Source organism: Nocardia sp. NPDC059180, from assembly GCF_042754945.1.
Lineage (GTDB): Bacteria > Actinomycetota > Actinomycetes > Mycobacteriales > Mycobacteriaceae > Nocardia.
Genome location: NZ_JBHZBU010000002.1, coordinates 115,414 through 141,091, shown reverse-complemented (window position 1 = coordinate 141,091; position 25,678 = coordinate 115,414). Strand labels below are relative to the sequence as shown.

General features: G+C 66.1%; 28 protein-coding genes. 11 read left to right on the top strand and 17 right to left on the bottom strand.

Features of this window, described 5'->3' with window-relative positions:
* Positions 1 to 62: 62 nt before the first annotated feature.
* The 7 genes from ACFXNW_RS06760 to ACFXNW_RS06730 all read right to left on the bottom strand — a co-directional run bounded on the left by ACFXNW_RS06760 (position 63) and on the right by ACFXNW_RS06730 (position 7,501).
* On the bottom strand, positions 63 to 1,340 hold the full coding sequence (locus ACFXNW_RS06760) for an ATP-binding cassette domain-containing protein (protein WP_379416519.1): 1,278 nt from the start codon (positions 1,338 to 1,340) through the stop codon (positions 63 to 65).
* Positions 1,337 to 1,981 (bottom strand): ABC transporter permease, encoded by a 645-nt coding sequence (locus ACFXNW_RS06755; protein ID WP_379416517.1) that lies wholly within the window; start codon positions 1,979 to 1,981, stop codon positions 1,337 to 1,339. The genes ACFXNW_RS06760 and ACFXNW_RS06755 overlap by 4 nt, the downstream gene beginning before the upstream one ends.
* Before the next feature lie 138 nt (positions 1,982 to 2,119).
* On the bottom strand, positions 2,120 to 3,049 hold the full coding sequence (locus ACFXNW_RS06750; RefSeq protein ID WP_379416515.1) for a TauD/TfdA dioxygenase family protein: 930 nt from the start codon (positions 3,047 to 3,049) through the stop codon (positions 2,120 to 2,122).
* 140 nt (positions 3,050 to 3,189) lie between these two features.
* On the bottom strand, positions 3,190 to 4,245 hold the full coding sequence (locus tag ACFXNW_RS06745) for a 2,3-butanediol dehydrogenase (RefSeq protein WP_379416514.1): 1,056 nt from the start codon (positions 4,243 to 4,245) through the stop codon (positions 3,190 to 3,192).
* Between the two features lie 125 nt (positions 4,246 to 4,370).
* Complete coding sequence (locus ACFXNW_RS06740) at positions 4,371 to 4,898, bottom strand: VOC family protein (RefSeq protein WP_379416513.1); 528 nt, start codon at positions 4,896 to 4,898, stop codon at positions 4,371 to 4,373.
* Positions 4,899 to 5,252: 354 nt separating this feature from the next.
* Positions 5,253 to 6,353, bottom strand: a complete 1,101-nt coding sequence (locus ACFXNW_RS06735; protein WP_379416511.1) for a saccharopine dehydrogenase family protein — start codon at positions 6,351 to 6,353, stop codon at positions 5,253 to 5,255.
* Positions 6,350 to 7,501: an SDR family NAD(P)-dependent oxidoreductase gene (locus ACFXNW_RS06730; RefSeq protein ID WP_379416509.1), complete on the bottom strand. Its 1,152-nt coding sequence runs from the start codon at positions 7,499 to 7,501 to the stop codon at positions 6,350 to 6,352. Before ACFXNW_RS06730 ends, ACFXNW_RS06735 begins: the two co-directional genes overlap by 4 nt.
* Before the next feature lie 46 nt (positions 7,502 to 7,547).
* On the opposite strand from ACFXNW_RS06730, the gene ACFXNW_RS06725 reads away from it, so the two are divergent.
* Complete coding sequence (locus ACFXNW_RS06725; RefSeq protein WP_379416507.1) at positions 7,548 to 7,988, top strand: WHG domain-containing protein; 441 nt, start codon at positions 7,548 to 7,550, stop codon at positions 7,986 to 7,988.
* Between the two features lie 89 nt (positions 7,989 to 8,077).
* The gene (locus tag ACFXNW_RS06720) at positions 8,078 to 8,917 is read left to right on the top strand and encodes an alpha/beta fold hydrolase (protein WP_379416505.1); all 840 of its coding nucleotides are present in this window, start codon (positions 8,078 to 8,080) and stop codon (positions 8,915 to 8,917) included.
* A gap of 134 nt (positions 8,918 to 9,051) precedes the next feature.
* Here the strand turns inward: ACFXNW_RS06720 and ACFXNW_RS06715 are convergent, their stop codons facing one another.
* On the bottom strand, positions 9,052 to 10,053 hold the full coding sequence (locus ACFXNW_RS06715) for a saccharopine dehydrogenase (protein ID WP_379416504.1): 1,002 nt from the start codon (positions 10,051 to 10,053) through the stop codon (positions 9,052 to 9,054).
* 85 nt (positions 10,054 to 10,138) lie between these two features.
* Between ACFXNW_RS06715 and ACFXNW_RS06710 the strand changes: the two genes are divergently transcribed.
* On the top strand, positions 10,139 to 10,825 hold the full coding sequence (locus ACFXNW_RS06710) for a TetR/AcrR family transcriptional regulator (RefSeq protein WP_379416502.1): 687 nt from the start codon (positions 10,139 to 10,141) through the stop codon (positions 10,823 to 10,825).
* On the opposite strand, the gene ACFXNW_RS06705 is transcribed toward ACFXNW_RS06710, so the two are convergent.
* The 4 genes from ACFXNW_RS06705 to ACFXNW_RS06690 all read right to left on the bottom strand — a co-directional run bounded on the left by ACFXNW_RS06705 (position 10,706) and on the right by ACFXNW_RS06690 (position 14,455).
* The gene (locus ACFXNW_RS06705) at positions 10,706 to 11,479 is read right to left on the bottom strand and encodes a sulfite exporter TauE/SafE family protein (protein ID WP_379416500.1); all 774 of its coding nucleotides are present in this window, start codon (positions 11,477 to 11,479) and stop codon (positions 10,706 to 10,708) included. The genes ACFXNW_RS06710 and ACFXNW_RS06705 overlap by 120 nt on opposite strands.
* Before the next feature lie 91 nt (positions 11,480 to 11,570).
* Positions 11,571 to 11,840, bottom strand: coding sequence for a metal-sensitive transcriptional regulator (locus ACFXNW_RS06700; RefSeq protein ID WP_379416499.1), 270 nt, complete (start codon positions 11,838 to 11,840; stop codon positions 11,571 to 11,573).
* 255 nt (positions 11,841 to 12,095) lie between these two features.
* Positions 12,096 to 13,472, bottom strand: a complete 1,377-nt coding sequence (locus tag ACFXNW_RS06695) for a rhodanese-like domain-containing protein (RefSeq protein ID WP_379416497.1) — start codon at positions 13,470 to 13,472, stop codon at positions 12,096 to 12,098.
* Positions 13,473 to 13,591: 119 nt separating this feature from the next.
* On the bottom strand, positions 13,592 to 14,455 hold the full coding sequence (locus ACFXNW_RS06690) for a GTP-binding protein (protein WP_379416495.1): 864 nt from the start codon (positions 14,453 to 14,455) through the stop codon (positions 13,592 to 13,594).
* 78 nt (positions 14,456 to 14,533) lie between these two features.
* Here ACFXNW_RS06690 and ACFXNW_RS06685 point away from each other — a divergent pair, with 78 nt between their 5' ends.
* From ACFXNW_RS06685 to ACFXNW_RS06670, 4 genes are all read left to right on the top strand, one after another.
* Positions 14,534 to 14,956, top strand: a complete 423-nt coding sequence (locus tag ACFXNW_RS06685) for a Zn-ribbon domain-containing OB-fold protein (protein WP_379417329.1) — start codon at positions 14,534 to 14,536, stop codon at positions 14,954 to 14,956.
* Positions 14,949 to 16,148, top strand: coding sequence for a lipid-transfer protein (locus ACFXNW_RS06680; protein ID WP_379416493.1), 1,200 nt, complete (start codon positions 14,949 to 14,951; stop codon positions 16,146 to 16,148). Before ACFXNW_RS06685 ends, ACFXNW_RS06680 begins: the two co-directional genes overlap by 8 nt.
* A 202-nt stretch (positions 16,149 to 16,350) precedes the next feature.
* Positions 16,351 to 16,887: a VOC family protein gene (locus ACFXNW_RS06675; RefSeq protein ID WP_379416491.1), complete on the top strand. Its 537-nt coding sequence runs from the start codon at positions 16,351 to 16,353 to the stop codon at positions 16,885 to 16,887.
* Positions 16,888 to 16,951: 64 nt separating this feature from the next.
* Positions 16,952 to 17,767, top strand: a complete 816-nt coding sequence (locus ACFXNW_RS06670) for a mycofactocin-coupled SDR family oxidoreductase (protein WP_379416490.1) — start codon at positions 16,952 to 16,954, stop codon at positions 17,765 to 17,767.
* 96 nt (positions 17,768 to 17,863) lie between these two features.
* On the opposite strand, the gene ACFXNW_RS06665 is transcribed toward ACFXNW_RS06670, so the two are convergent.
* Positions 17,864 to 18,142: a hypothetical protein gene (locus ACFXNW_RS06665; protein ID WP_379416488.1), complete on the bottom strand. Its 279-nt coding sequence runs from the start codon at positions 18,140 to 18,142 to the stop codon at positions 17,864 to 17,866.
* A 434-nt stretch (positions 18,143 to 18,576) separates the two neighbouring features.
* Between ACFXNW_RS06665 and ACFXNW_RS06660 the strand changes: the two genes are divergently transcribed.
* Both ACFXNW_RS06660 and ACFXNW_RS06655 read left to right on the top strand, forming a co-directional pair.
* Positions 18,577 to 19,458: a helix-turn-helix domain-containing protein gene (locus ACFXNW_RS06660; RefSeq protein ID WP_379416486.1), complete on the top strand. Its 882-nt coding sequence runs from the start codon at positions 18,577 to 18,579 to the stop codon at positions 19,456 to 19,458.
* Positions 19,455 to 19,664 carry a DUF397 domain-containing protein gene (locus ACFXNW_RS06655; protein WP_379416485.1) on the top strand — a complete coding sequence of 70 codons (210 nt, stop codon included), beginning with the start codon at positions 19,455 to 19,457 and terminating at the stop codon, positions 19,662 to 19,664. The genes ACFXNW_RS06660 and ACFXNW_RS06655 overlap by 4 nt, the downstream gene beginning before the upstream one ends.
* Before the next feature lie 66 nt (positions 19,665 to 19,730).
* Here ACFXNW_RS06655 and ACFXNW_RS06650 read toward each other — a convergent pair whose 3' ends face one another.
* A complete protein-coding gene (locus tag ACFXNW_RS06650) occupies positions 19,731 to 20,420 on the bottom strand; it encodes a methyltransferase domain-containing protein (protein ID WP_379416483.1) in 690 nt (229 codons plus the stop codon).
* A gap of 28 nt (positions 20,421 to 20,448) precedes the next feature.
* On the opposite strand from ACFXNW_RS06650, the gene ACFXNW_RS06645 reads away from it, so the two are divergent.
* The gene (locus tag ACFXNW_RS06645) at positions 20,449 to 20,829 is read left to right on the top strand and encodes a MerR family transcriptional regulator (RefSeq protein ID WP_379416481.1); all 381 of its coding nucleotides are present in this window, start codon (positions 20,449 to 20,451) and stop codon (positions 20,827 to 20,829) included.
* Positions 20,830 to 20,980: 151 nt separating this feature from the next.
* Here the strand turns inward: ACFXNW_RS06645 and ACFXNW_RS06640 are convergent, their stop codons facing one another.
* The gene (locus ACFXNW_RS06640; protein ID WP_379416479.1) at positions 20,981 to 21,883 is read right to left on the bottom strand and encodes an aminoglycoside phosphotransferase family protein; all 903 of its coding nucleotides are present in this window, start codon (positions 21,881 to 21,883) and stop codon (positions 20,981 to 20,983) included.
* A gap of 471 nt (positions 21,884 to 22,354) precedes the next feature.
* Positions 22,355 to 22,930, bottom strand: a complete 576-nt coding sequence (locus ACFXNW_RS06635) for a hypothetical protein (RefSeq protein ID WP_379416478.1) — start codon at positions 22,928 to 22,930, stop codon at positions 22,355 to 22,357.
* A gap of 124 nt (positions 22,931 to 23,054) precedes the next feature.
* Here ACFXNW_RS06635 and ACFXNW_RS06630 point away from each other — a divergent pair, with 124 nt between their 5' ends.
* On the top strand, positions 23,055 to 24,683 hold the full coding sequence (locus ACFXNW_RS06630) for a LuxR C-terminal-related transcriptional regulator (RefSeq protein WP_379416476.1): 1,629 nt from the start codon (positions 23,055 to 23,057) through the stop codon (positions 24,681 to 24,683).
* On the opposite strand, the gene ACFXNW_RS06625 is transcribed toward ACFXNW_RS06630, so the two are convergent.
* Positions 24,680 to 25,645 (bottom strand): GNAT family N-acetyltransferase, encoded by a 966-nt coding sequence (locus tag ACFXNW_RS06625; RefSeq protein WP_379416474.1) that lies wholly within the window; start codon positions 25,643 to 25,645, stop codon positions 24,680 to 24,682. The genes ACFXNW_RS06630 and ACFXNW_RS06625 overlap by 4 nt on opposite strands.
* Between the last annotated feature and the right edge of the window lie 33 nt (positions 25,646 to 25,678).

Genomic DNA, 25,678 nt, shown 5'->3' with positions numbered 1-25,678 from the left:
ACGCTCGGTTCCATCGTGCGCCGGGGCGGGCTGTGTCGATGAATCACTCGCCAACGCTCGGGTCATGACTGCCCGGCCGATCGGTGTTCATCGTCGGCGGCGACCACCGGCGTGGGCGCCGGGTCGGTACCGTCGACATAGGTTTCGTACGACAGGTCCGCTTCGTCGGCGCGTCCCTCGGCGAGCTTGGTCTGGATCACGTCCGTCACCGAGCCGATGCTGAGGGAGCCGATGACGGCGCCACGCCCGTCGGTGACGAGAGTGGCGCCCTGACTGGCGGCGAGCATGGCATCGAGTGCATCGTTGAGAGTGGAGGATTGGGCGACCACGGGCAGGCGCCGGTCGAGATAGTCGGAGACCTCCGGTTTACTCGCCACTTCCGTGAGGGTGGGCCACGAGCGCGGCCGCCCCGCGTTGTCGACGACCACGACCCAGGTATGTCCTGCCGCCTTCGCACGATCGATCACCTGCTGTGCCGGCTCGCCGATCCGCGCGGTGACCACTTGGTCGTGGTCGACATCGCGCACCCGGGACACGGTGAGATACGCCAACTTCGCACCGGATCCGACGAACTCCTCGACGAACGGCGTCGCGGGGTCGGTGAGGATCTCCTCCGGGGTCGCGTACTGCTCGACGCGACCGCCCTCGGACAGGATCAGCACCTTGTCACCGAGTTTGGTGGCCTCCTCGAAATCGTGAGTCACGATCACGATGGTCTTGCCGAGTTCGTGCTGGATCGCGATCAGACTGTCCTGCAAGCGCACCCGGGTGATCGGGTCGACCGCACCGAACGGCTCGTCCATGAGCAGCACCGGCGGATCTGCCGCCAGCGCGCGGGCCACGCCGACCCGCTGCTGTTGGCCGCCGGACATGTCCTTGGGCAGCCGGTCGGCGAAGGCGTCCGGGTCGAGACCGACCAGGTCGAGCAGGTATTCGGTGCGCTCAGCGATCCGCTTCTTGTCCCAGCCGAGCACCCGGGGGATCGCGCCGATATTCTTGGCGACCGACCAGTGTGGGAACAGCCCACCGGACTGGATGACGTAGCCGATCGACTGGCGCAGCTTGTCGGGGTCTTCCTTGGTGACATCGCGTCCGTCGATGTAGATCCGGCCTTCGGTGGGCTCGATCAGCCGGTTGATCATCTTGAGCGTTGTCGTCTTACCGCAGCCGGACGGGCCGACGAAGGCGACGATCTGGCCCGCCTCGATCTCGAGGTCGAGGCGCTGCACCGCGGGCTTGTCCTGGCCTTTGTAGCGCTTGACGACCGCGTCGAGCTTGATGGACGCACCGGTGATGTTGCGTTCGGGTGGTGCGGGTCGATCGGTCACAGCATCGGTCATGACAGTCCCTTTGCGATCGTGAGGCGTCCGAGCAGGACGAGTAGCGCGTCGAACACCAAGGCGATGAGGACGATGAGAAGCGTTCCGGTCAGCGCCATTTCGAGGGCGTTCGCGCCACCGAGGCGGGAAAGGCCGTTGAAGATCAGCGATCCGAGGCCCGGGCCGAGGACGTAGGCGACGATGGCGGCCACACCGACGATCATCTGCGTGGAGACCCTGATACCGGTGAGAATGACCGGCCACGCGATCGGCAATTCGACGGTCAGCAGAATCCGCCAGCGCGGAAGTCCGATGCCGCGGGCGGATTCGATCACCGAGGCAGGCACCGACCGTAGACCGACGATCGCGTTTCCGATCACGGGCAGCGCCGCGAAGAACGCCAGCATGAGAAACGACGGGACGACGCCGAGTCCGAAGGGGACCAGCAGCAGCGCGAGCAGCGCCAACGAGGGAATCGTCAACGCGACCCGGCTCGACGTCAGTGTCAGCGCGGACAACAACGGAAGCCGATACACCGCCACCGCGATGAGCACAGCGACGACCGTGCCGACCAGGACCGTTTGAAATGCCAGGGAGGCGTGCTGATAGGTGAGGAAGGTCAGGACTTCGCCCCGCCCTTGGATATAGCTCCACAAATTCACGCCGATTCCCATCATCAGCCGTAGCTCGGTCGGTACTTTGTCTGCGCGTTATGGCCGGACTCGTGAACCGTCACAGGCTAATCGATGTCGGGCGTTCGTTTCGGAATTCGCGTGGTGGGCGATTCGAGAAATGAAGCGTCACGCTGCCCGTGTCAGTGGGGCAGTCGAGGAATAGGTGTCGGAATTACCGCTGATCACGGTGCTCGGCCTGCCGTCGACGCCGACCGGGATGGTTCCAGCGAGGGTGATGCGGGTCAGTTTCCGGTGCTCGCTGCCGTCGTAGTCGTCGATGGCGTAATGCTGGGTGGCGCGGTTGTCCCAGATGGCGACATCACCCAGCGACCAATTCCAGCGGGTGGTGTGCTCGAGCCGTGTCACCCGGTCCTGAAACAGCCGCAACAGTGCGCGTGACTCGCTGCCCGGCAGGCCCGCGATCTCCTTCACGAATCCGCCGAGCAGCAGCGCACGTTCACCGGTCTCCGGATGCACTTCCACCACGGGATGCTCGGTCTCGAAATACGTGGACTCGAACTCGCGCCGGTAGGCCCTGCCCTGCTCGCCCTGGAATTCCTCGGTGGCGGTGGCGTAGTCGTACCGGTTGGTGTGGCGCGCGCGCAGGCTTTCGGCCAGGCGCCTGAGCGGTTCGGGCAGCGAGTTGTACGCGGCGACAGTGGAGGCCCAGGTGGTCGAGCCGCCATAGCTGGGCAGGGTGACCGCGCGCAGGATCGAGGCACGGGGGACGCGATCGACGAAGGTGACGTCGGTGTGCCAGACGTTGGAACGGCCGTGCTGGGAATCGATGGCCAGACTCTTCGAACCCGCGGAGGTGAGCGTCGGATGCGGGGTGGTCGGGCTGCCGAGCAGCTGCGCGAACTCGTATTGCCCGTCCTCGGTCAGGTGGTGCTGATTCCGGAAGAAGACAACCTTGTGCTCGAGCAGTGCTGTGCGGATGGCGGCCACCGTCTGCTCGTCGAGGTCGCCACCGAGCCGAACTCCGTCGAGCTGTGCGCCGATGTGGGTACCGAGCTTGACGACCTGCACGGTGGTCGCGGTGTCAGCGACGGACATAACGGCTCTCTCCTTCGAACTCGGCGAACGAGCAGAGACAACCACCTCCGGGGCAGTCGCGACCAGCGTTACGGTCATGAAGATCGAAACGGAGGACCGCGGGAGCAGCATCGGCTAGGTGCTACGACAACGGCTGGAGCTCACCGCGTGACGAGGATCTTCACCTCGGTGTCGCGTCCTTCGCCGCGGAGCAGTTCGATCCCCTTGTCCAGCACCTCGTCGAGTGAAATCCGTCTGGTGACCAGTCGAGTGGGATCGATGCGGCCTTCGGTGATCGCGTCGATGACCGCGCGGAAATCATCGCTGGTGTAGGCGAGACTGCCGGTGCAGGTCTTCTCGGTCACCATGAGCATTCCCGGATCGAGGTCGACGGCCTCGTGGTACATCGCCACGGCGACGGTGGTGCCGCCCTTCCTGAGCGCCTCGACGGCCGGGGCGAAGGTCGCGGTGCCGACACCCGCGGCGTCGAACGAGGCGTCGACGCCTCGGCCGCCGGTGACTTTGCGGGCATGCGCAACCGGGTCGAGACTTCTGGGGTCGATCACGTCGGCACCGAACGATTCGGCGAGCGCACGCCTGCTCGCACTCACCTCGCTGACGATGACCCGATCCACGCCGTGCGCTCTGAGACAGAGCAACAGACCCAGCCCGATCGGTCCACCGCCGATGATCAGCGCGGTCTGTCCCGCAGCGATGCCACTGCGCCGAACAGCGTGCAACGCAACGCTCAACGGTTCGATCAGCGCAGCGGTTTCCGGTCCGATCTCCGGTGGCATGAGGAAGACCTTCGCCGCCGGGGCCACCACATACTCGGCGAATCCGCCACCGCCGCCGTTCACTCCGAGGAACCCGCCTTGCTCGCACAGATTGGGTTCACCCCGTAGGCATGCGGGGCACTCTCCGTCGTCGAGATTCGGTTGAATCGCGACCAGCGCGTCGACCAGGATGCCTTCGACACCTTCTCCGACTTCGGCGACGTACCCCGAGATCTCATGTCCGAGCACATGCGGTCCGACCTCACCGATGAGCGGGTGCGGCCAGTCCACCGGGACCGGTGCCGTGTCATACAGCGACAGGTCGGACCCGCAGATGCCTGCGCAGGTCACCCGAACCTTGACCGTCCCCGGGCGAACGGCGGGCTCGGGAATCTCGTCCAAGCGGGCGTCTCGCGGCCCGTGTAACCGTAGCGCCAGCATGCTGTTCTCCTTGATTGTGCGGCAGTTGATCCGGGTCCGGGAAGTTGCATCGCATGCGATCGTGCAGTGGATGCCACCGCTGCGACCGTGGTCGAAGGTCCCCACCGCCTTTGACCTAGACGGTCCTACGGGGAGGGGTTGACCTCGCGAACGGGGTCGGCGCCATCCCATGTGCGCGCCTGCGCGATCCCGTAGGCAACCATCTCCCGCATCCCGTCGCTCTGGATGTACTCGTAGACCACCCCTTGCTGTGCCGGGGATTGGAGATAGGCGATCTTCGTACCCGGGCCGGTGGCCGCGAACAAGACGGTCAAGCCGCGCTCCCGCGCCTGCTCGACCGAAGCATCGAGATCATCGGTGGTCCAGGCGATGTGGTGCGGGCCGAGTTTCAGCGCGCCGGACTCGTCCGCGTAAGGCGACGGCGTCGCGGACGTGATCTGCATCAGCTCGATCTGGACCTCACCCGAATAGCCCATCGCCACGTCCATGGTCACGGTGGTGTCGGCTCCCTCATAACGGCCGTCGAGCCTCGCACCACGAAAAACCGTCCACGGACCGATCCCGGTGTTCTGCACCCACTCTTGGATACTGACGTCCAGATCGGCAACGACATAACCGACCTGCATGACAGGTTCGGCGGCCGGATGATGCATCGGGAACTCCTTCGGACAACCGAGCGAGATCAGGCGACACGGTGATCGACACCTCGTCGGATCGACGCTAAACCGGCCGCGGTCGACTCCTGCGCGTTGCCGCTCACTCAGTGGGAGGTTTGTCCTGGCCGGGCTCACTCGCAGGTGAGTCGACGTATCTTCGCCCGGCGCATCCAGATCACATCCGGCGAAGACCCCTAGGCGGTATCGGCCCCGCGACCACTTGGTGGTGACCTGTTGACCTGCGGAGTCGATCCGTGGTCGGCATCATGACGTCGGTGCGGCGGCTGTCGCCCAACCGGTCAGTCGCTGCGGGGAGAGCATCGCTGACGGTTCAGACGGTGCAGTTGGAGTTCACGCTGACGTCGGGCTGAGTCCGATTTCGGCGCAGCCCTCACGAAGGGTGTCGAAGCCGAACGCTTCGACCGGACCGACGACGCCCGGGGCGTGGGGCGCGGTGGTGCTGAGTTGCTGCGCCGCCCACGCCATGAGTTCTCCGGTGAGGCTGTAGGCGCTGGGGCCTTCGACGTGGACCTCGGAAAGCGGGCCCGCGTCAGAGGAAGCGGTGGCGACGACATAGCTGCGGGTGCGTGCGCGTTCAGCGGTGTCGGGGCCGCCGGGCGGGCCGACCATCGGGCGGGTGATGAGGTCGACCAGGTTGCGGCCGAGCGGGATTCGGTTGGCGGCGGTCGCGAACGCCGATATGGCGGCGGTGGGGCGGGCGAGGGAGGGGAACCAGCCGTTGTAGACGGTGACGTTGTCGAGGTTGGGGAACATCGCAGGCAGAACCATCACCTCGGTTCCGGAGACGAGGAAGGCGTTCCTGCGGCGTCCGCGTACCGCGAAGCTGTGGATCTTCGATGCGGTGCGTTCCTGGGTGAGCTGCCTGTCGCGCCAGCGCGGCGCGGGGAGAGTGAGTCCGTCGCGCATCGTGGTTCGGGTGCCCTGGCTGAGCCCACGCCAGAGCGGGCCGGTGGCGAAGTACCCGACGTCGATCGAGCGCACGGCTGCCCCGCCTTGCAGTGCGGCCATCGTCGCGGCCAGGATGCCGGGCACGTAGTCGTACCCGAACGCGGGCAGCATCACCGAGCCGGTCTCGCGGGCGCGTTCGTGCAGACGCTTGCGCAACTCGAGGACGAAACCGACCTCGCCGGTGGAATCGATGTAGTGCGCACCGGCTTCGGCGGCCGCGCGGGCGACGGGGTGGCCGAATCGTTCGAACGGGCCGACGGTGCTGATGAGGACGTCACCGCGCTGCACCAGATTCGTGCAGCTGTCAGCATCGGCGACATCGGCGATCGCGTATTCGAGGTCGCCGTGACGTGCGGCGAGCGCTGCCAGGGCGTCGCGGTTGCGTCCGGCGAGCATAGGTGCGATTCCGCGCCGCAGCAGGGCGTCGAGGACGAGCCCGCCGGTGTAGCCGGTGGCGCCGAACAGGACGATCCGTCCGGTCATCGAGTCAGTTCTCCTTCGTGAGTAATAGCCACCCGATCTGCCGATTCGGGGTGGTTCCAGCCGGTACCTGATGCCTGTGCGATGGCGTACGGAATGGTGTTGCCGCGGAAGCCGATCCGGTCGACGATCGGCCGGATGAGGCCGGGGATACGGGCGAACAGCGCGTTGCTGCGCGGAACCACGATCTGGGCGGCGCGGCGTTCGATTCCGGCGACGATCTCGCCGACGACCATCTCGAACGGGACCATCTTCCACAGCCCCTTCGAGTTGCCGCCCCACAGCGTGTTTCCGGCAGGGTCGGCGTGCACGTCGTCCATCATCGGCGTCCGGAAGAACGTCGGGTGCGCGCTGCCGACACCGACGCCGAGGTGGCGCACCTCGAGCCGGGTCGAGTCACACAGCGCCCACGCGCCGGCCTTGCTCGCGGTGTAGGGGCCCTGTAGCGGGGAATGCACGAATGCGGCCATCGAAGAGATCGCGAGCAGGTAGCCCCGCCGTGTACGGACGTGGGGGAGGGCCGCCCGGAAAGTCCGCCAGACGCCGTTGAGGTTGACGTCGATGATTCGTTCGAACGCCTCGGGCTCGAGGGTTTCCAGCGGTGCCATCACGGGGAGGCCGGCGTTGGCGATCACGATGTCGACGCGACCGAAATGCAAGGCGGCACTGTCGATCGCAGCGCGCAGACTGTCGAGGTCGCGAACATCTGCCACCCACCCACGTGCGGCGGTGTCCGGGCCGAGCGAGGCGGCTTGTTCGCGCACACGGTCGAGGTCGAGGTCGAGGTCGAGCAGGGCGAGGTTCGCGCCGCGGTGGCGCAGTTCCCGGGCCAGCGCGGCGATCTGTTTGGGAAAGCGGCGGCCTTCAGGGATGAGGGCAAGAGACCCGGGCTCGGCGTCGGGCGCGGTCATCAACGCGGTCGATCCGGGCGGCCCGTAGGCGGGGACCCGAACCGGCTCCCTGCCGAGCATGTCGCCGATCGTGTCGCGAAGCGCAAGCGCGGTCAGCTTCGCGGAGGTTAGCGGCGCTACGGCGGTCGAGGAGGCGATGCCGTCGGTGAAGGGACACTGCGAGATCGCGGCCGCGATGCGGGAGTCGCGCGCCGCGGTGACGATGGCGTGGCCGCCGCTGAACGAGGTGCCCCACACCACGACGCGGTCGGGATCGATGCCGTCGAGCGTGCGGGCGTAGTCAGCATTGCTGACCGCGGTCGCCGAACTGGCGATGGAGGAAAACCGCGTCTACATGGATGCGGCCTACGCTGCCGGCGGGAGCGTCGAAGAACGCGTCTTGCGCGCGGCCAGTGAGTATTTGCGTTTCGCGCGGGAACGTCCCGATGAATTCCGCATCTTGGCCAACCCGCCCGACGAGCCGGAAGCGCTCGAACGGGTGGCCGCGCTGACCCGCGAGCAGAACGCGACGCTCGCCGGCATCATGCGCGACGCCATCGAGGCCGGCACCGCGCGCCCCGACCTGGACCCCGACCGGGTGGCGACCACCCTCTGGGCCTCCCTGAACGGAGTGATCGCATTGGCCTGGCGCTCCGACAGTCTGCGTGTCGACGAGGAGGAACTGAACGCCATGTTCGCGACCTTCGCGGCGATGGTCGGCGATGGGGTTCGCGCCCGGCCTTCGTGATCGGAGACCGCACCTCGCGTGATCGCCCGCCGCCGGGTATCGACCCGATGTGGCGCAACGACCATCAGCCGAACCGGCCGGAGGAAACCGTGACAACGACCAGCGAACCGAACCCGCACAGGCAAGCAGGCAATGAGCCTCCGATCGTGCTGATCGCTCCGGCCATGGCGATCGGCTCCCGCTACTACACGAGCCTCGTCGACGCCTTCGCTGAATGTGGATGGAGCGCACGCGCATTACCACGGCGAGGGTTCGAACACGGCGAGGCCCGCGCATCGCGCCGGCACGACTGGTCGTATCAGGACGAGATCGATGACATCGCCAATGCCGTCGCTGAGGCCCGCGCGCAAGCGCCCGCCCGGCCGGTCATCCTCCTCGGACACAGCCTCGGCGCTCAGCTCGCCGCGGGATACGAGCTGAACCACGAGGGCGTCGACGGATTCGTCACCGTCGGCGGCTCCCTGCCGTACCACCGGAACTACCCGGGCTTCGGCCTGCCCATCGCCGCCATGGCCGGATTGGTCGTGCCGGTCCTGACCGCCGCCTACGGATACCTGCCCAAACCCGCCTTCGGCGGACCGGGTGCCCGCACACTGATGCGGGAGTGGGCTCGGATGGTGCTCACCGGCCGGACACCGTTCCCTTCATCGGGGCGGATCGGAATCCCTTCTCTCCTTGTGGCTCTCGAAGGCGACACTCTGATGCCCAAACGCGGTGTGGACGCGTTCGCGGAGCGTGTGTTCGAACCTTCGGCTGTCACCCGCTGGGACTACCTCGACAAGGATGTGCCCCCGGGAGGAAGCAATGACCACATCACCTGGGTGCGAACACCGGGACCGGTTGTCGATCGCGTGATCGGGTGGTGGGGGCGCGGCGCTCAGAAGCCCGATGCGCAGTCGGATCTGTTGAATATGACGGTGTCTACCTAGACGGCCCCGAGCATCGGCAGGCGGTTTCGGTGACCAGATGAGTGACCATCACCGGCCGTCGCTGGAAGGTTACGCCACCGCATCGGCCGGTCGACCGCAGCCGAAAGGGCGCTGCCATAGACGGTTTGCGTTCATCACGCGTCGACGAAGGTGGTCCCCGCATCGACCAGCTGCTCGACCACATAGGCCGGATCGAGCAGCACCTCGGGTGTGTAGATGCCAGGCGCCACCGCATCGCCGCGCAGTCCGAGCAATCGTTCGACACCGAGGGCAAGGCCGAGCGAGGTCAGAGGGCGCTGTCCGTCCTGGTGGACCACGTGCCGGTTGACACTGAGCGGCATGCCCGACGGGCCTACTCCTTCCAGATCGATTCGAACCTCAACTGACGGGCCCTCGCCACGGCGCGCGCCTGCGGATTGACCGACCGCGAAAGCGAATTCGACGTTCGGCGCGCCGGTCGCGGTCGCAAGACTGGTCACATCGAGGATCGGGATGATCTGGCCGATGACCGCGGTGCCGTCGAGGCTGCGCAACTCCACCTGGGCCTCGTCCGCGCCGACCCAGCCGAAAACGCCGTCGCGCCGCGCGTACCCGGCCGAAGTGACCTCTGCCCAGCGCTCCAGATCCGCGAGCCCCGCGGGCCCGCCCGCGTCGTTCTCGTCGAGAATCGCGCCGATCCGGATGGTGTCGACGCGGTCGAACTCCTTGGCAAACTCCAGCGTCGCCAGCGTGATGACCCCCGCGGCCCAGTGGCTGGCCATCAGCACCGGTGCGGCGGCCGGGCGCTGCATACCAGCGGTGATTTCGGGCGCGACGTCGATCATGCCGCTGGACAGGCTGACATACGGTGCACCGTGGTCCTGCGCGAATCGGAGCCCGTTCAGCCTGCTGTCCCACAGCGTCGCAATCACCGCCGTGTACTGCTGACCGGCGGGTAGTCCGAGATCACCGCGCGCCAGATCGACGGTCACCGCGGTGGCGCCGCCCAGTTCGTCGGCCACCCGTTGTGCGCGTTCCAGATTTCGGCCCGCGATTGTCAACGGCAGCTCAGGGTGCCACCGCCGCAAGTGAGCGGCGGTATCCGAGCCTGCTTGTCCTGACCCGCCCAGAAGTAACACCGATTTCCGCTGGTCCATGTGCATATCCTCTCGATCCCCATAAGCTACATTTTGTAACTTACAATTTGTAGCTAGAATGGCGCCACAACGCAAGAGGAGGACGATGGCCACCACGCCGACCCGCCTTTCCAAGCACGCTCGGCGCGAGCAGTTGTTCGACGCGGCGTTGGCGATCGTGCGCGCGAACGGCGCCGACGGGCTGACACTGGCCACCCTCGCCGAGGCGGCCGGAGTGAGCAGGCCCATCGTGTACGACCACTTCGGCACCCGCCCCGGACTGCTGCTCGCGCTCTATCGGCGACTCGACGAACGGCACCGGGCGGCCACCATGCAGGCGCTGGAGCAGGCCCCGCCGAACGCGGCGGGCATCGCGGGGGTCATCAGCGCCGCGTACTTCGCCTGCGCTACCGACATGCCGGAGTTGAACGCCATCTCCTCGGCGCTGAAAGGCGATCCGGACATGGAGGCCATCCAGCACGAAATGTACGACAGCTACACCGATCTGATCGTCGATGCGCTGGCGCCGTACTCCGGCATGAGCCCGACGGCATTGCGGCTGCACTGTGTCGGTGTGTTCGGCGCCGCCGAGGCCATTGCCGCCGAGTTGAACCGGGGAACCGCGATCGTCGACGACGCCATCACGGCCTTGACCGGCGTCATCCTCGCCTCGTCACCGAAGGAAGATCGTATCGACCACCACGTACGCGGCGACCCCGAACACCAGGAATGCGAACCACCGTTGCAGCCGGCCGGTGTCCATCCTGGTACCCAGATGCCCGGCGATCAATGATCCGATGATCGCCGCACCCGCGAACACGCCGGTGAGAGCCCAGTCGATGTCCCCGGCGCCCAGATGGGCGACCAGGCCGGAAGCAGTGTTCGCGACGATGATCGCCAGCGAGGTTCCGACCGCAACGGGCATGTGGACGCCGAGCATCAGCACCAAGGCAGGAACGATGAGGAATCCGCCGCCGACGCCGAACAGTCCGGTCAGCAACCCCACGCCGAACCCCGCCGGTATCGACCGTGAGACGCAACGGCGCCAGTCGATCCCCGAGTCCGTCCGCTTGCAGGCCATACCGATGCTTTCGGTATCGCGCAGCATGCGCACCGCGGCGAGGACCATGACGGAGGCGAAGCCGATCAGGAGCACCGACTGAGGTAGCAGCCGTCCGATGGCGCTTCCGGCGAAGGTGGCGGGAAGGCCTGCGGCGGCGAAGATGACGGCGAGCCGCCATTCGACCAGACGCGCCCTGATCTTCGGCAGCGCTCCGACCGCGGCGGAGGAACCGACCACGATCAGCGAGATCGGTATCGCCTGCTCGATATCGAGGCCGATGCCGTAGACGAGGGCGGGGACCGCCAGGATGGATCCGCCTCCGCCGAGCAGTCCGAGCAGGATCCCGATGATCGCGCCCAGCGCGAGAGCGACGGCCGTCGTCATCGCCTATCCGTTCTGTGTCCGGGCGGATCGCCTCTGGTCGGCGATGCGCTCAACGCGTCGATCGCCGCCTGATCGCGATCGGTTCGCCGGGTCAGGCCAGTGCCAGGAACAGCTTCTCGAGCTCCGCTTCGGTCAGCGGCTCGCCACCCTCGGTGGCTTCGCCGCTCAAGCATTCCCGCAGCCCGCTGGCGACGATCTTGAATCCAGCACGGTCGAGTGCGCGCGATACTGCGGCCAACTGGGTGACGACGTCCTTGCAGTCTCGGCCCTGCTCCACCATCGAGATGACTCCGGCGAGTTGACCGTGTGCGCGCCGGAGCCGATTCAGTACCTGGGCGATGTTTTCCTCGTTGCCGACCATGGGGTTTCCTTCCGTATGGATTCGTGGCAGATATCGCGCGACGCGTCAGCGGCCGAAAAGTGAAGAAAGGAAGCCCTTCTTCGTCGGGGAACTGTGATCGGCGCAAGTGCACCGCTGGGCGGCAGGCACGGATTTCATCACGCTGTCTGCGTGTTGTCCGCATCCGTCCCACGTGGTCTTGCGGCAGGTCGAACATGTCGTCTGATAGCACATGGTTATCTCCTTCGTCAGGTCCGAATAGTGGAGGTGTTCGCGTCATGCAACTGATCGAGCGGCCCATTCGTTGTATCCGCCGACCAGGTCGCTGACGCCCGGTATCCCGTGGGCGCGCAGCAGCGATGCCGCCACGCTCGATCGCCAACCGCCGGCGCAGTGCACCACCAGCGGCCGGTCGGTCGGTAGCTCGTCGATGCGAGTCCGTAACTGTGCCAGCGGGATCGGTAGCGCGCTGGGTATCGTCCCGAACTCGCGCTCGCTGGTGTTGCGGATGTCCACGACGGTGACCGAGTCCGCGGCGAGCAGGTGTTCGAGTTCGGTGGCGGTCGTCCGCGGCGCGACGTGGACCAGATCGATCAGGTCGGCAGGGAACGAGCCGTCGGCATCGACGTTGAAGAATCCGATCGTGTGGTCGGAACCGATTCGCGCGAGCCGCATGGCCGCGGTCTGCTCCTGTCCGGGCGAGGTGATCAGCACGATCCGGTCGCCGACCTCGGCGACCATTCCGCCGGTTTCGGCGAATCGGCCGTCGAATCCGACATTGATCGAGCCTGCGAGGTGACCGTTCGCGAAGTCCTCAGGGGCGCGGGTATCGAGGACGTGCGTTCCGGAGTCGAGTTCGGCCCGTAACTGTTCGGCGGCAATCGCGGGCACATGACGCTGCTCGTCGAAAAGCGGCCGGTTGGCCTTGTTCAAGGCCGCGTCCACGGCGAAATACGCCGGAGCCGCAGGCTGGCCATCGGTGATCAGTGCGACGAACTCGTCCTCGGTCATCGGCTGTACCGCGTAGTTGCTGCGGCGCTGTTCGCCGATGGTGGAGGAGAGTTCGCTCGACAGGTTTCTGCCACACGAGGAGCCCGCGCCGTGTGCCGGGAGCACCGTCACCGAATCAGGAAGGGGCAGCAGCGTCTGGTGGATGGTTCGGTACATCGCTCGGGCGAGGTCGGTGCTCGTGCCGTTGCCCAGGTTGACCAGATCAGGGCGACCGACGTCGCCGATGAACAGGGAATCGCCGGTCAGTACCGCGGTCGGCGCCGCTCCCGCATGTTCTCGTACCAGCAGGCTGATCGACTCCCAGGTGTGCCCAGGGGTGGCCAGTATCTCGATATCCACCGCCCCGAGTTCGAGGTGTTCGCCGTGGCGGAGTCGGCGAATCGGATAGTCGGTGTGCGCGGCCTCTCCGAAGCCGATCCAGGCTCCGGTTGCTTCGAAAAGCTCGAGATGGCCGGAGACGAAGTCGGCGTGGAAGTGGGTGTTGATGACCGCCTCGATGGTCAGGCCCCGGTCGCGCGCATCGGTGAGGTATTCGGCGACATCACGGCGCGGGTCGACCACGATGGCCCGACCGGTGCTTTCGTCGCCGATCAGGTACGAGGCATGCGATAGGCACTCGATGTAGTACTGCTCCAGAATCATGCGGATTCCTCCAGGTCCTGCCCGCTTATGTCACCAGGGTGGCAGATACCCCTAGGGGTATGCAAGTACCCCCGGGGGTATTGTGACCAGCAAGACTGGATGAGCCGGCGCAGCCTCCGTCAGTAGTCGAGGGCGTGTTCCGGTTGGCAGACGTGCATCGGCGAGGGGAGATATCGGACGATGGCATCCAGGAGTGGGGCGATGTGATTGCGTGGAGTCGCATCACACAGGACGGGCGCGGCGTCGCCTATGTGGGTGAGGCGACGGACGCGGTCATGCAACTGCTCGGGTGGGAGCTGTCGCGGGCCGAGGATATTCGGATCTGTGGCGTTCCGGTCCACTACCTGGTCCATGAGGACGCGGTACCGCTGCTCGGCAACTTTCCAATGGCTTCCGTAGGACGCGGCGGCCATCGGTTCGAGCGACCCCATCGGGATCAGGTCGATGGCGCCTTCGAACTCGGTGCCGATGCCGTGCGGGATATGCAGCGTCAGCGGTACCGCTCCGTGCGTGGCGGCGATCGTGCGGACGCAGCGGTCGAAGTCGGCGGCGCGATGATCGAGTCCGGTCACCAGGCACAGCCGTGCGACCTGGTGGTCGTCGGCGATCCGCAGTACCGCCTCGAGTCGTGCGGTGCTCGCCCGGGCGGCGTTCATGACCGCGATCACTCCATCGGCTACCCGGATGGACCGCTCCAGGGTCGCGATCGGTGCGTGGCTCGACAGCTCGGCGATGCGAATCGTGTGCTCGACGTGGTCGGTCACCCAGCGGACCGTGGCGCTCGTGCCGGTCCCGGTCGTGGTGAAACCGCGGAGCAGGCGGTGGACAACGCGCGCCGTATCGTCGGGGTCCCCGACGATCGTGACGTTTCGGATCGACTGCGGTTCAATGACTTCGGTGCCCATCGTATGGCGGTACTCCAGATCGACTCGCGGATGCCATCGCATCCCCAATCCGGCCTCACCGTACCTCCGCCCACGCATCGAAGAAGCGGATTCCGGTACCAAAATAGAACGTGTTCCTATAGCGTCGGGCTCGTGCAGAAAGAACAACGCCCCGCCGTGGCCGACTGGTTCACTGCGGACGACGGCACGGTGCGCCTGAAGGGAAGCCGCTGCACTACTTGCGGCACTCCGTACTTCCCGCGGAATACGCTGGCCTGCCGGAACCCGCAGTGTGCCGCGCCGAAAGATGGCTCCGAGCTGGCCGAATACCTGTTTTCCACCCGCGGCCGGATCTGGTCGTATGCGGATGCCAGGTACAAGCCGCCCCCGCCCTATGTCTCGCCCGAACCCTTCGAGCCCTACGTCGTCGCCGCGGTGGAGCTCGAGGTCGAGCAGATGGTGATCCTCGGGCAGGTGGTGCGTGGGCTCACCGTCGATGACCTGGCCGTCGGCATGCCGGTCGAACTGACCCTCGGCGTGCTCTACGAAGACGAGGAAGCGGAGCACACGGTGTGGATGTGGAGGCCGGTCGATGAGTGAGACCAACCGCGATATCGCCGTCCTCGGTGCGGGCATGCACCAGTGGGGTAAGTGGGGCCGTAACTTCGTCGAATACGGCCTGGTCGCGGCGCGTGCCGCACTGGCCGACGCCGGGGTGGACCACCGCGACGTCGGCTATATCGCCGGCGCGGACACGATCCGCAACGGATACCCCGGTTTCGTCTCGGGCGCGACGTTCGCCCAGGCACTGGGCTGGTCGGGCGCGCGGATCTCGAGCAGCTACGCCGCCTGCGCCTCCGGCGCCCAGGCCATCGCCAACGCGCGCGCCCAGATTCTGGCCGGGCTGTGCGACGTCGCGCTGGTGGTCGGCGCGGATACCACCCCGAAGGGCTTCTTCCAGCCCGTCGGTGGTGAACGCCGTGACGATCCGGACTGGTTGCGTTTCCACCTGCTCGGCGCGACGAACCCGATCTATTTCGCGCTGTATGCACGCCGCCGGATGGCGCTGCACGGTGCCACGCTCGACGACTTCGCCGCGGTCAAGGTGAAGAATGCCCGCCACGGCCTGAACAACCCGTATGCGCGCTACCGCAAGGAGGTGTCGGCCGAGGAGGTCGCCGCGTCGGCGATCGTGTCGGACCCGCTGCGGCTGCTCGACATCTGCGCGACCAGTGACGGCGGCGCCGCGGTGGTGCTGACATCGATGGAGTACGCGAAGCGCCACGGCATCACCGATCCGGTCCGCATCCGGGCGCTGTCCACGGTCACGCCGACTTTCCCGAAAACGGTGCTCGATCTCCCGGATTTCGCGACCGACTCCGCCGTGGCCGTCGAGCCTCCGTCGCGCGCGTTCCGTTCGGCCGTCGCGTACGCCGCGTACGAAGAGGCCGGGCTCGGCCCCGACGACATGTCCCTCGCCGAGGTGTATGACCTCTCCACCGCGCTGGAGTTGGACTGGTACGAGGACATCGGGCTCTGCGAGACCGGCGGCGCGGAAGAACTATTGCGCAGCGGTGCAACAACATTGGGTGGTCGTGTGCCGGTGAACCCCAGTGGTGGGTTGGCCTGTTTCGGTGAGGCGATCCCCGCGCAGGCCATCGCCCAGGTCTGCGAACTCACCTGGCAGTTGCGCGGCGATGCCGATGGCCGCCAAGTGGATGACGCTCGCGCGGGTATTGCGGTGAATCAAGGCCTCTTCGGTCACGGGTCGGCGATTATCGCGACCCGCTGAACCTGAAGGCTCACCCAGACGGCCGGGTGTAACGGTGGATCGCCCGGCCGGATGGGGGAGCGGCCGCACAATGCTCGTTCCCGATCATCGGGACGCACGGCACTACTGTGCGCGCGGTCAGGGGAGGATCGCGGTGGAACGACCTCCGCCCGTTGTCGGCGCGGCGGAATCGAGGAAGCTATCGGTCGAGGAGCAGCTGGGCATGCGGGGAATCAACCACGTCGTCCTGTACGTGTCGAACCTGGAGCGCAGTCTCGCCTTCTATGAAGGGGTGCTCGGTTTCGAGCGGTTGGCCGAAGGGTTTCCCGGTGGCGCATTCCTGCGGCATGCAGGATCGGCCAACGACCATGACCTGGGTTTGTTCCAATCCCGTAGGCCCGCGGTTCCGGCGCCCGGGTCGGTCGGTTTGTATCACGTGGCGTGGGAGGTCGACACCCTGGCCGAGCTCGCGCAGATGCGTGCAGCGCTGGCAGATGCCCGTGCGCTCACCGGCTCCGGAGACCACGGTTCGACCAAGGCGCTGTACGGGCGCGACCCCGACGGCATCGAGTTCGAGGTGTGCTGGTTGGTGCCCGACGAACATGTCGAAGCGGCACTGCGTCCGGGCACCCCACTGACGGGGCCGCTGGACATCGCCGCCTGCATCGAGCGGTACGGCGCGGACACCCCCGGCGGGCCGCGCACCGACCCGGCAGTGTGGGCCCGGGTGGCCACGCAGAATTCCGCGCATCGGGAATGACCCCGGACGACCATTCGGCCCAGTAGCCACTCGAGCTGAACAACACCATATTTCGGAGGTACTCATGAGTGTGACTGGTCGATTCGAAGATCGGGTCGTCTTCATCACCGGCGCCGCGCGTGGACAGGGCCGCGCCGAAGCGATCCGCTTCGCGCAGGAAGGCGCCGACATCATCGCCGTCGACGCCTGTACCCAGTTCGAGACGACTCCGTACGCCGGGGCGACTCGTGAGGACCTGGACGAAACGGTCCGCCTGGTCGAGAAGACCGGCCGCCGCATCGTGGCCCGCACCGCGGACGTGCGCGATCTCGATGCGCTGTCACAGGCCCTCACCGCGGGCACCGAAGAGTTCGGCCGCCTCGATGTCGTGGTCGCGAACGCGGGGATCTGCTCGGTCGGGCTCTCGTGGGAGATCTCCGCCGAACAGTGGCGCGAAACCGTCGATGTGAACCTGACCGGCGTGTTCCATACCGCGAAAGCGACGGTGCCGTACCTGATCGAACAGGGCACCGGCGGCGCGATCGTGTTCACCAGTTCGGTTGCCGGCCTCAAGGGCGTACCGTTCACCGGGCATTATGTCGCCACCAAACACGGCATCACCGGGCTCGCCAAAACCATGGCGAACGAACTGGGCGCGCACCGCATCCGAGTGAACACCGTGCACCCCGCAGGTGTGAAGACCGGTATGGAACTGCGCGCCATGGGCCCACTGCTGGACGAGTACGCAACCACGCTGTCCCCGATCTACATGAACACCCTGCCCGACACCATCAGCGAGCCTGAGGACATCGCCGGCACCGTCGCCTGGCTCTGCTCCGACGACGCACGCCATGTCACCGGCGCGCAGATCCGGGTCGATATGGGAAATCTGAACCGCTGAAAAGGCATCCACATTGCGAGGAGCTCGCTGTGACGTCCGACTAGGTTCTGCACCTGACGATCGCGTGCCCGAACCCGGTTCGGGCGGCGGATGTGGCTAGTTGAGCGTATGCAGATCCACCAGTGTGGCGAATATGGTGGCGCCATGTTCGGTTCCCTCCGCCCCCGATAGGATCGAATCGAGCAAAGGTGCGTTGGCGAGCATCCCGGCGCCATAGTGGCCGGTATCCCTGGCACTCGATATGACCGCGTAGATGACCGAGGCGTACACCTTCGATCGCGGAACCGTCAGGTTCGCGAGGGTGTCGAGCCGGGCATCGACCGCCTCGATGACCTCGCGAAGCACATCGATTTCGATATCGCGCAGTCGGTCCACGGCTCAGTACCCGAACTTCACACGAGTCGCCGGTGCCAAGCGTTTATGTTGCACCAGTACAGTTTTCGCCTGTGATTTGATCGCGCACACCGTAATCGGACAGTCGATGTGTTCTTGCATGACCCGGTGCGCAAGCTCCACCGGCATGGTGCGAAGAGCATGGTGGCGAAAAGGGGGAACGGCATTCATAATTGCGGGCACCTCCGGTCGTCGATATCGGTTGGTGTGCCCCGAGCGCCAGGGGTCCGGTGGGGTCGGACCTCGCCCGGCGCTCGGAGCTGAGATCAGTAGACCGTCCCCGCAAGGGTTTTGGAATGTGCGTCGTCGCGATTCTTCGGTCGCGACACCAAGATTCTGCGGCGGGCCACGCGCGACCACATGTTCCACCACGAAGCGTTCCATAATTCGAGCAATCCGATAGCGAGGCTAACTACATGGCAGCGGGGTCGACACTCCCTCAACGGGCGGCCGGGCGGGAACTGCGCAGGTTGCGGATGCGGGCAGGCAAGAGTCAAACAGCGGCGGGCAAGGTGATCGAGGTGTCGCCGCAGACGATCGGGCGGATGGAGGATGGGCTACCGACCAAGTTGTCGCGGGTCTACGTCAACGCCTTGTGTGATGAGTATGTGGCGAGTCCGGCCGAGCGGGATCGGCTGCTGACGCTGGCCGGTGAGGTCGAGGAGGCGAAAAAGGCGGGGAATGGGTGGTGGAGAAGCTATCCGGTCGAGCCGAAGTTCGATCACTATCTCGGATTGGAAGACGCCGCGCAGAAGCTGACAACCTTTCAGCTCACGCTCTTGCCCGGCCTGCTGCAAACCAGCGAGTATCGCCGGGACATGATCTGGGTAGACAACCCGGCAATTCCAACCGCAGAAGCGGAGCAAAAGGTCGAGCTGGCTATGCGGCGGCAGGCCAAGCTGGATGAGGTCGGGTTCCAGATGGAAGTGATCCTGTCAGAGGCGGTGCTGCGTCACCGAGTGGGTGGACCCGCAGTAATGGCAAGGCAGCTTCGGCATCTGACCGAGGTCGGAGACCGGGACAACGTCTCGATCCGGGTGATTCCGCTGCGCGCCGATGGGCACATCGGGCTCCAAGTCGGCTCATTCGTGCTGTTCGAGTTTCCGCCGCTTCCATCGTCGCGGATGATCGAGCCGCCAGTGGTTTTTGTCGAGGAGTATGCGGGGCATCTCTATCTGGAGCAAGAGACGGAGATCCAGCGCTATCACGACGCGTTGGACAGGCTGAGGCGTGTAGCGTTGGACGAACAAGACACCAGGTCGCTGATCCTGGAAATAGCAAAGGAGTTCGAGGCGTGAGCAGCGTTGACCTGTCCGGGGCGAACTGGTTCAAGAGCACCCGATCCGCAAACGCGGATGCCTGCGTGGAGATCGCCCATCTCGACGCAGGCATGGTCGGCGTCCGGGACTCGAAGAACCCGACCGGCCCGGCCCTTGTCTTCACCCCGGCGGAGTGGGATGCCTTCCTGGGCGGTGCCGTCGACGGCGAGTTCGATCGCCCCTGAGACGCAGAGCGTCACGGCCCCTCATTCGATTCTCGGATGAGAGGCCGACTCACCGAACTGCTTCATTCAATCGGCGCGAGTCCCGGAGGCGAGAAAGACCGGGAAGGCCAGGAACAGCCGATCGTTGCGTGCCCTGGCGGCTTGCTCGTCGAGCCAGGCGCCTTCTCCGCCGAGGTTGGCGAGCAGCGGCAGGCACGCGTCGTCCGTCCACACGATCGTATGGACCTCGACGGTGACGTCGACGAACCCGTTGTCCAGCAGCAGGTTCCGGTACCGGCGGGCGACGCGCGGGTTCGGGATGCGGTCAGCGCGAGCGTGGACGAGCGTGCGGGTTGGTTCGGGATCGTCGGAGTCGATCACGAACGTGTCCCAGTCCTGGCCGACTAGCACCGCGCGGCCGTTTCCGGCCAGGACCCGGCGGGCTTCGATGACGGCTGGCTCGGGCTCGGCGAGGGCGTGCAGGACCTTGTCGGCGCGGTAGCCGGTGACCGAGCCGTCCTCGAGAGGCAGCGCGGTGGCGTCACCGACGTGGAACTCACTCGCGGGCCAGCGGTCGATGGCGAACTCGATCATTGCGGGGTCCATGTCGATGCCGATGGCTCTCGCCCCACGGGCAGCCAACTCACCGACGGCGCGCCCGCCCCCGCAGCCGACGTCGACCACGGTGTCGCCGAGCCCTTCATACGTGTGTTCCCGCAGGTTACGAGCCTGGGGGAGATCATCAAAGGCGTCGAGGAGGGTAAGCAATGTGGACATGACCGCCATTGTGCGACTTAATGTCGACATGAAGTCAATCGGTGAGGTGGCGGCTCAGTTCGGGTTGCCGACACACGTGCTGCGACATTGGGAGGCGGAAGGACTGCTGACACCGGCCCGCGCAGGCGACCGTCGCCGCTACTCCGACACGGACCTGTACCGGGTGGCGGCGATCCTGATCTCCAAAGAGGCGGGCCTCGGACTCGCCGATATCAGGACGATGCTGGCCACCCGGTCCGCACCGGCGCGCCATGAGGTGATGGAGGACCACCGCGAGAGGTTGCGCGCCCGGATCGCCCGCGCGCAAGCCGCACTCGACATGCTCGAGGGGGGCCTGGAATGCCACCACGACGACATCATGACGTGCCCGCATTTCCAAGGATTGCTGGCCGACCGACTGCAACCCTAGCGCTCGGTCATATCCTGCGCGAGACACTCACCGCGGCCGGACAGTTCACTCCTGCGCGCCATGCCTGGGATAGAAAGACGTTCTGCGCCTCGGGTGTCTGGAGGTGGGAACGTCCTCCTGATGCGGCTGGTTCTGGCAGTGCGGGACACTGCTAGTTCGAACGCTCACCGAGGACACGATCGAGTGCTGCCCGGCCTGCGGGTCCCCAGGTCGGCTTGCCGCCAGGATGGCCCCGGTCTCCGTTCTGGCCCATCAGCATGAGGAACAGGCTTTTCATAGCAGCCAGCCCGCGGGCGCGCCGGATCGTGGCTTCGTCCACCTGACCGTATTCGTCGAAGAAGCGTGCGGCGCCGCCCGCAGGCAGGATCACCCATGCGGCAGCGAGGTCCCACGCCGGATCACCGGCGAACATGTCGCCGAAATCGACCACGCCCGAGACCGTTCCATCCGAGACGACGACGTTCGCGGGATGGAGGTCGCCGTGCACCCACACCGGTGGGCCCTCCCAGGCGGGCGCCGCGACAGCGTCGTCCCAGACGGCCCGGACCTCGTCGGCGAGAGCGTCGGGGACGACGGCGTGGAAGAAGTGGTCGAATCCGTCCGTGTACTTCTCGAGGTGGTCGCCGCGATCCGCACTGACCGGTGCGTCGTCGGGCGCCTCCACATGGAGTGCCTGGAGGAAACCCGCGAGAGTGTCGGCCGCATGGGCGCCGCGGCTGATCGTGCCGAGGTCAAGCGGCTCGCCCGGAACCCACGTCATCACGGTCCAGTACTTGGGGAAGCGCTCGGACGGCTCGCCGAACCGCACCGGGGTCGGCACTGCGAGCGGCAGGCGCGGAGCCAACACGGGAAGCCACCGCCGCTCTTTGAGCTGGAGCTCGGGGGTGGGATCCATGCGCTGCATGCGTACGGCCAAATCGTCCCCGAGGCGCCACATTTGGTTGCCCCAGCCACCGGCCACCTCGCGGATGGTCAGCCCTGCAAGGTCAGGGTGCTGCTCCTGCAGCAGGTCGTGGACGAGGTCTGCGGTGATTTCGATCTCGGGGCTTCCCATATGACGCGACAGTACGGGGCACGCCTGCGCCAGGGCTAGTTGAACGAACCGGTAACCGATAGCGGCGAACGTGCACCGCTTCCGGGGAGCCGGCCCGAAAACCATCGTGTCGGCACGGTCGATAACCACAATGCGACAGTGAGCACCCGCGACCCCAAAGACCCAGTGCGACAGGGCTACAACGCTCTTCGAGCACTACAGCACTTATCGCACCTTCGCCCGGCCACCGCGTGACACAAACCAGAAATGGCCACCCCGGCCTGGTCGCACGCCGCGATATCTGCACGAGTGGTACCTGACTGCGGGGCGCTCACGTGAAATGCCGCAGCCAGGTACCACTCGTCGCGGCTGATGCATCGCGAGTTACGCCGAACGCGAGCTTTGCGTCGATGGTGCAGATTCCGGCGCGGCCAATTGATCCGACAGGGCACGCCTACTTTTGTCGCCGCAACTCCGTGCCCGCCCGCCGCCCTATGACAGATCCGGCCCCTTCGCGCGGAGATCGTCGACTGTAGTCATCGCGTCCCGCAGCTCGTTCAGCCAGCTCTCCGCATGTTCGCCGACCAGGCGCACCGCCCATGCCAGTGCGTCGGCCCGGGAGCGCGCCACGCCCGCGTCGACGAGGGTGTCGAGGACGAGGCGTTCGGGTTGCCGTAGGCGGGTCATCACCGGCGCGGACAGGGTGGTGAACAGTTCCACGCTGTCGCCGATGCGTGCGCCCCACGCGACTTTGCGCTGGTAGCGGTGCTCGGCTTGCCGGGCGATCTCGATGCGTTGTTCGCGCGTCTCTTCGCGGAATCGGCTGATCCTGCCGGATTCGGCGGCCGCACGCGCGGCTTCGTCTGCGAATTCGCCCTCCGGAGCAGGAAGCTCACCGACGATGACGATCTCGTCGCGGTCCACCGACACTGTGGGGGTTCCGGTGAACCAGCCTTCCGGCAATCTTCCTGTGAACCAGCCGGCCGCGTCCTGCGCATTGGGGACTTCCGATGCCTGCCAGCCACCTTTGCCGTGCCATCCACGGCCGCCGTGCCAATTACGTCCCATGATGTCTCACCGCCAATGATTACATGATTACTTCCATACTCATGTTACTCCGAAATTCGAGCTGAGACGTGACTCGTCGACGATCAACCTTGCGGGCGCGCGCGACAAGGTGGACTGTTTGTGTGTGGCCGATGACGTCGAGTTGGGCCGTACCGCGTTCCAGAAATCTGCATGGGACGAGGCCTATGCACTGCTGGGCCGCGCGGCCGCGGCGGCAGACCTCGACGTTGCTGATCGGGAGACACTGGCGGAGTGTGCCCACCTGCTGGGGCACACCGATGAGAGCGTCGAAATTCGTGGCCGCCTATACACGGGACACCTGCACGACGGCGCGAACCCCGCCGCCGCACTATGTGCGTACCGAATCCATTTCGTACTGATGCTTCGCGGCGATACCGCTGCGGCCATGGGCTGGCTGGCGCGCGCACAGCGCCTGCTGGCCGCGGAGCCCGAGTGCCGGGCACATGGCTATCTGTGCCTGGCCGAGGCCGAGGGAAACTACTTCGCGGGCAACTTCGACGTTTCGCTCGAACTTGCCCGCCGGGTCACGGCGATCGGCGACCGGTGCGGTGATCGCGATCTGGTCGATTACGGGTTACATCAACAAGGGCGTGCCCTCGCGGCCCTCGGCGACATACCGCCCGCGCTGGCATTGCTCGACGAAGCGATGCTCGCCGTCGTCGCGGGTGAGGTGCAGAGTCCGCTGGTCCGCGTGGGGATATATTGCAGCTCGATCAGCGTGTGCGAGGCCATTTCCGACGTTGGCCGAGCGCAGGCGTGGACGTCGGCGTTCGAGCAGTGGGTCTGTTCGCAACCGGGTGGAACACCCATTTCAGGGTCGTGCCGAATGCACCGGTCGGTGATCCTGCGGCTGCACGGGTCGTGGACGGAGGCCGAGCGCGAGGCACGGCGGGCGTGCCAGGAGCAGAACGGCACCGTCGCGATGGATGCCGGGCAAGCCTGGTATCAGGTCGGCGAGATCCGGCGATTGGTCGGCGACCTCGCTGCGGCCGAGGAGGCGTTCTCGCACGCCGGTCGCTACGGCTACGAGGTGCAACCCGGTATGGCTCTGCTACGTGCGGCGCAGGGGCGCACCGATGCGGCTTCGACGGGTCTGACGCGGGCGCTGGCGGAACGGCCCGCCGACAGGCTCGCACGAGCGAAGTTGCTGCCCGCATTGGCGGAATTGGCTACGGCCGAGGGCGATTCGGTACTGGCCCACAGTGCGGCGAGCGAGCTGGACGCGCTGTCCGACATCGGCTCCGCGGTTCGGGGCAATGCCGCCTACGCGAACGGTGCGCTGCGCCTTGCCGAGGGGGATCCGGCAGGAGCACTCCCCGAACTGCGCGTCGCAGAACAGATCTGGTCGGAGCTCGACATTCCGTATGAGCTCGCGCGCAGCCGCCGGTTGATCGGTCTGGCCTGCCGATCAATCGGTGACGTCGATGCCGCACGCCTGGAATGGGACACCTGCCGTGCGATCTTCACCCGACTGGGAGCGGTGCCGGATGTGGTTGCCACCGACGCACTGCTCGCGGATCGGCAACCGTCGCGTCTACCGGCAGGTTTGACCGCTCGGGAGGTCGAGGTGCTTCGTCTCGTTTCGGGCGGAATGACGAATCAAGCTATTGCGCAGATGCTGTCGATCAGCGAGAAGACCGTCTCCCGTCACCTCGGCAATATCTTCACCAAAATCAGCGTCTCCTCCCGATCTGCTGCCACCGCCTACGCATACCGGCAGGGTCTCACTTAGCGCCAGTCGTCGATCACATACGCGTCAGGATGGCTGTACCCACGGTCGTCGGCTCGGTGCATCGCGACACCTTGCAGTTGGGTACGGAATCCGCGCGCGATCATGGTGCTGTAGGCGTGCGTGCGAGCCAGGTTCGTTCCGGCCTCCACGGTGCCGAGCCCGCGTTCGGCGGCGAGATCCTCGCACGCGTCGAGTAGTCGTTCGAATCGCTCGCCGGCGCCAGGGCCCGGGCGGACTGCGCCGAACTTCACCAGGCACACATCATCGCCGGCTTCGGTGCCCGCGCCGAGATGGCACACCGCCAACCCGGACACCGACCAGCCGTCCATGACCAGCACAGTTTCCCCACAGGTCCGGGTGCGGGCGATTTCACCCGACAGATCCAACCCCTCGTACACCTGCTCTGTCAGGGAACGGCACATCGACAGCACCGTCGGGTCTTCGGCGCCGGATAGTTCGGAGTAGGCCATCCACCCCGGTGCCGGTTGCGAACGCTGCACCGGTTTACGCATGATCGCGGTGAGATGACGCGGCCAGAAACCGAACTTTCGGTAGAGCTCGATGTGCTTGGGGCTCTGGGCGAAGGTGAACAGTCCCAGATGAGTGCTGCCCCATGCGGCGAAGCGCTCCATCACCGGTTCCATCAACAGTGATCCCAGATGCCGGTCCCAATGATCGGGGTGGACGGTCAACGGCCCGACGACCGCGACGCTGCCCCAGTTCGTCGCGAAGTTCGATCCTGCCAGGCGGCCGTCGACCTCACCGGCGAAAGCAGCACTCGGATCTGCTGCCCACCGGGTGCCGACGCAGTCGACGCCATGGGCGAACATCATCGGGTCGGGAAGGCCGATAAACGTTCCGAATGCGAGACGGAATATCGAATCCGCCTCCGCCAATTCCGATTCCTTCAATAGCCGGTAGGCGGTATCGGCCGCGTACCGGTTCGTTGTCACAGTGCTCATCCCCGAACACTACGACCGGCCCATGGCTCGCCA

Bases quoted from the DNA above. Each gene is read 5' to 3' on its own strand.
- ACFXNW_RS06680 (WP_379416493.1), top strand. From the start codon at position 14,949: ATGAGTGAGACCAACCGCGATATCGCCGTCCTCGGTGCGGGCATGCAC.
- ACFXNW_RS06715 (WP_379416504.1), bottom strand. From the start codon at position 10,053: ATGGACCAGCGGAAATCGGTGTTACTTCTGGGCGGGTCAGGACAAGCA.
- ACFXNW_RS06710 (WP_379416502.1), top strand. From the start codon at position 10,139: ATGGCCACCACGCCGACCCGCCTTTCCAAGCACGCTCGGCGCGAGCAG.
- ACFXNW_RS06740 (WP_379416513.1), bottom strand. From the start codon at position 4,898: ATGCATCATCCGGCCGCCGAACCTGTCATGCAGGTCGGTTATGTCGTT.
- ACFXNW_RS06700 (WP_379416499.1), bottom strand. From the start codon at position 11,840: ATGGTCGGCAACGAGGAAAACATCGCCCAGGTACTGAATCGGCTCCGG.
- ACFXNW_RS06705 (WP_379416500.1), bottom strand. From the start codon at position 11,479: ATGACGACGGCCGTCGCTCTCGCGCTGGGCGCGATCATCGGGATCCTG.
- ACFXNW_RS06670 (WP_379416490.1), top strand. From the start codon at position 16,952: ATGAGTGTGACTGGTCGATTCGAAGATCGGGTCGTCTTCATCACCGGC.
- ACFXNW_RS06695 (WP_379416497.1), bottom strand. From the start codon at position 13,472: ATGATTCTGGAGCAGTACTACATCGAGTGCCTATCGCATGCCTCGTAC.
- ACFXNW_RS06660 (WP_379416486.1), top strand. From the start codon at position 18,577: ATGGCAGCGGGGTCGACACTCCCTCAACGGGCGGCCGGGCGGGAACTG.
- ACFXNW_RS06640 (WP_379416479.1), bottom strand. From the start codon at position 21,883: ATGGGAAGCCCCGAGATCGAAATCACCGCAGACCTCGTCCACGACCTG.
- ACFXNW_RS06625 (WP_379416474.1), bottom strand. From the start codon at position 25,645: ATGAGCACTGTGACAACGAACCGGTACGCGGCCGATACCGCCTACCGG.
- ACFXNW_RS06635 (WP_379416478.1), bottom strand. From the start codon at position 22,930: ATGGGACGTAATTGGCACGGCGGCCGTGGATGGCACGGCAAAGGTGGC.
- ACFXNW_RS06750 (WP_379416515.1), bottom strand. From the start codon at position 3,049: ATGTCCGTCGCTGACACCGCGACCACCGTGCAGGTCGTCAAGCTCGGT.
- ACFXNW_RS06645 (WP_379416481.1), top strand. From the start codon at position 20,449: ATGAAGTCAATCGGTGAGGTGGCGGCTCAGTTCGGGTTGCCGACACAC.
- ACFXNW_RS06650 (WP_379416483.1), bottom strand. From the start codon at position 20,420: ATGTCCACATTGCTTACCCTCCTCGACGCCTTTGATGATCTCCCCCAG.
- ACFXNW_RS06690 (WP_379416495.1), bottom strand. From the start codon at position 14,455: ATGCGTGGGCGGAGGTACGGTGAGGCCGGATTGGGGATGCGATGGCAT.
- ACFXNW_RS06745 (WP_379416514.1), bottom strand. From the start codon at position 4,245: ATGCTGGCGCTACGGTTACACGGGCCGCGAGACGCCCGCTTGGACGAG.
- ACFXNW_RS06735 (WP_379416511.1), bottom strand. From the start codon at position 6,353: ATGACCGGACGGATCGTCCTGTTCGGCGCCACCGGCTACACCGGCGGG.
- ACFXNW_RS06675 (WP_379416491.1), top strand. From the start codon at position 16,351: ATGCGGGGAATCAACCACGTCGTCCTGTACGTGTCGAACCTGGAGCGC.
- ACFXNW_RS06760 (WP_379416519.1), bottom strand. From the start codon at position 1,340: ATGACCGATGCTGTGACCGATCGACCCGCACCACCCGAACGCAACATC.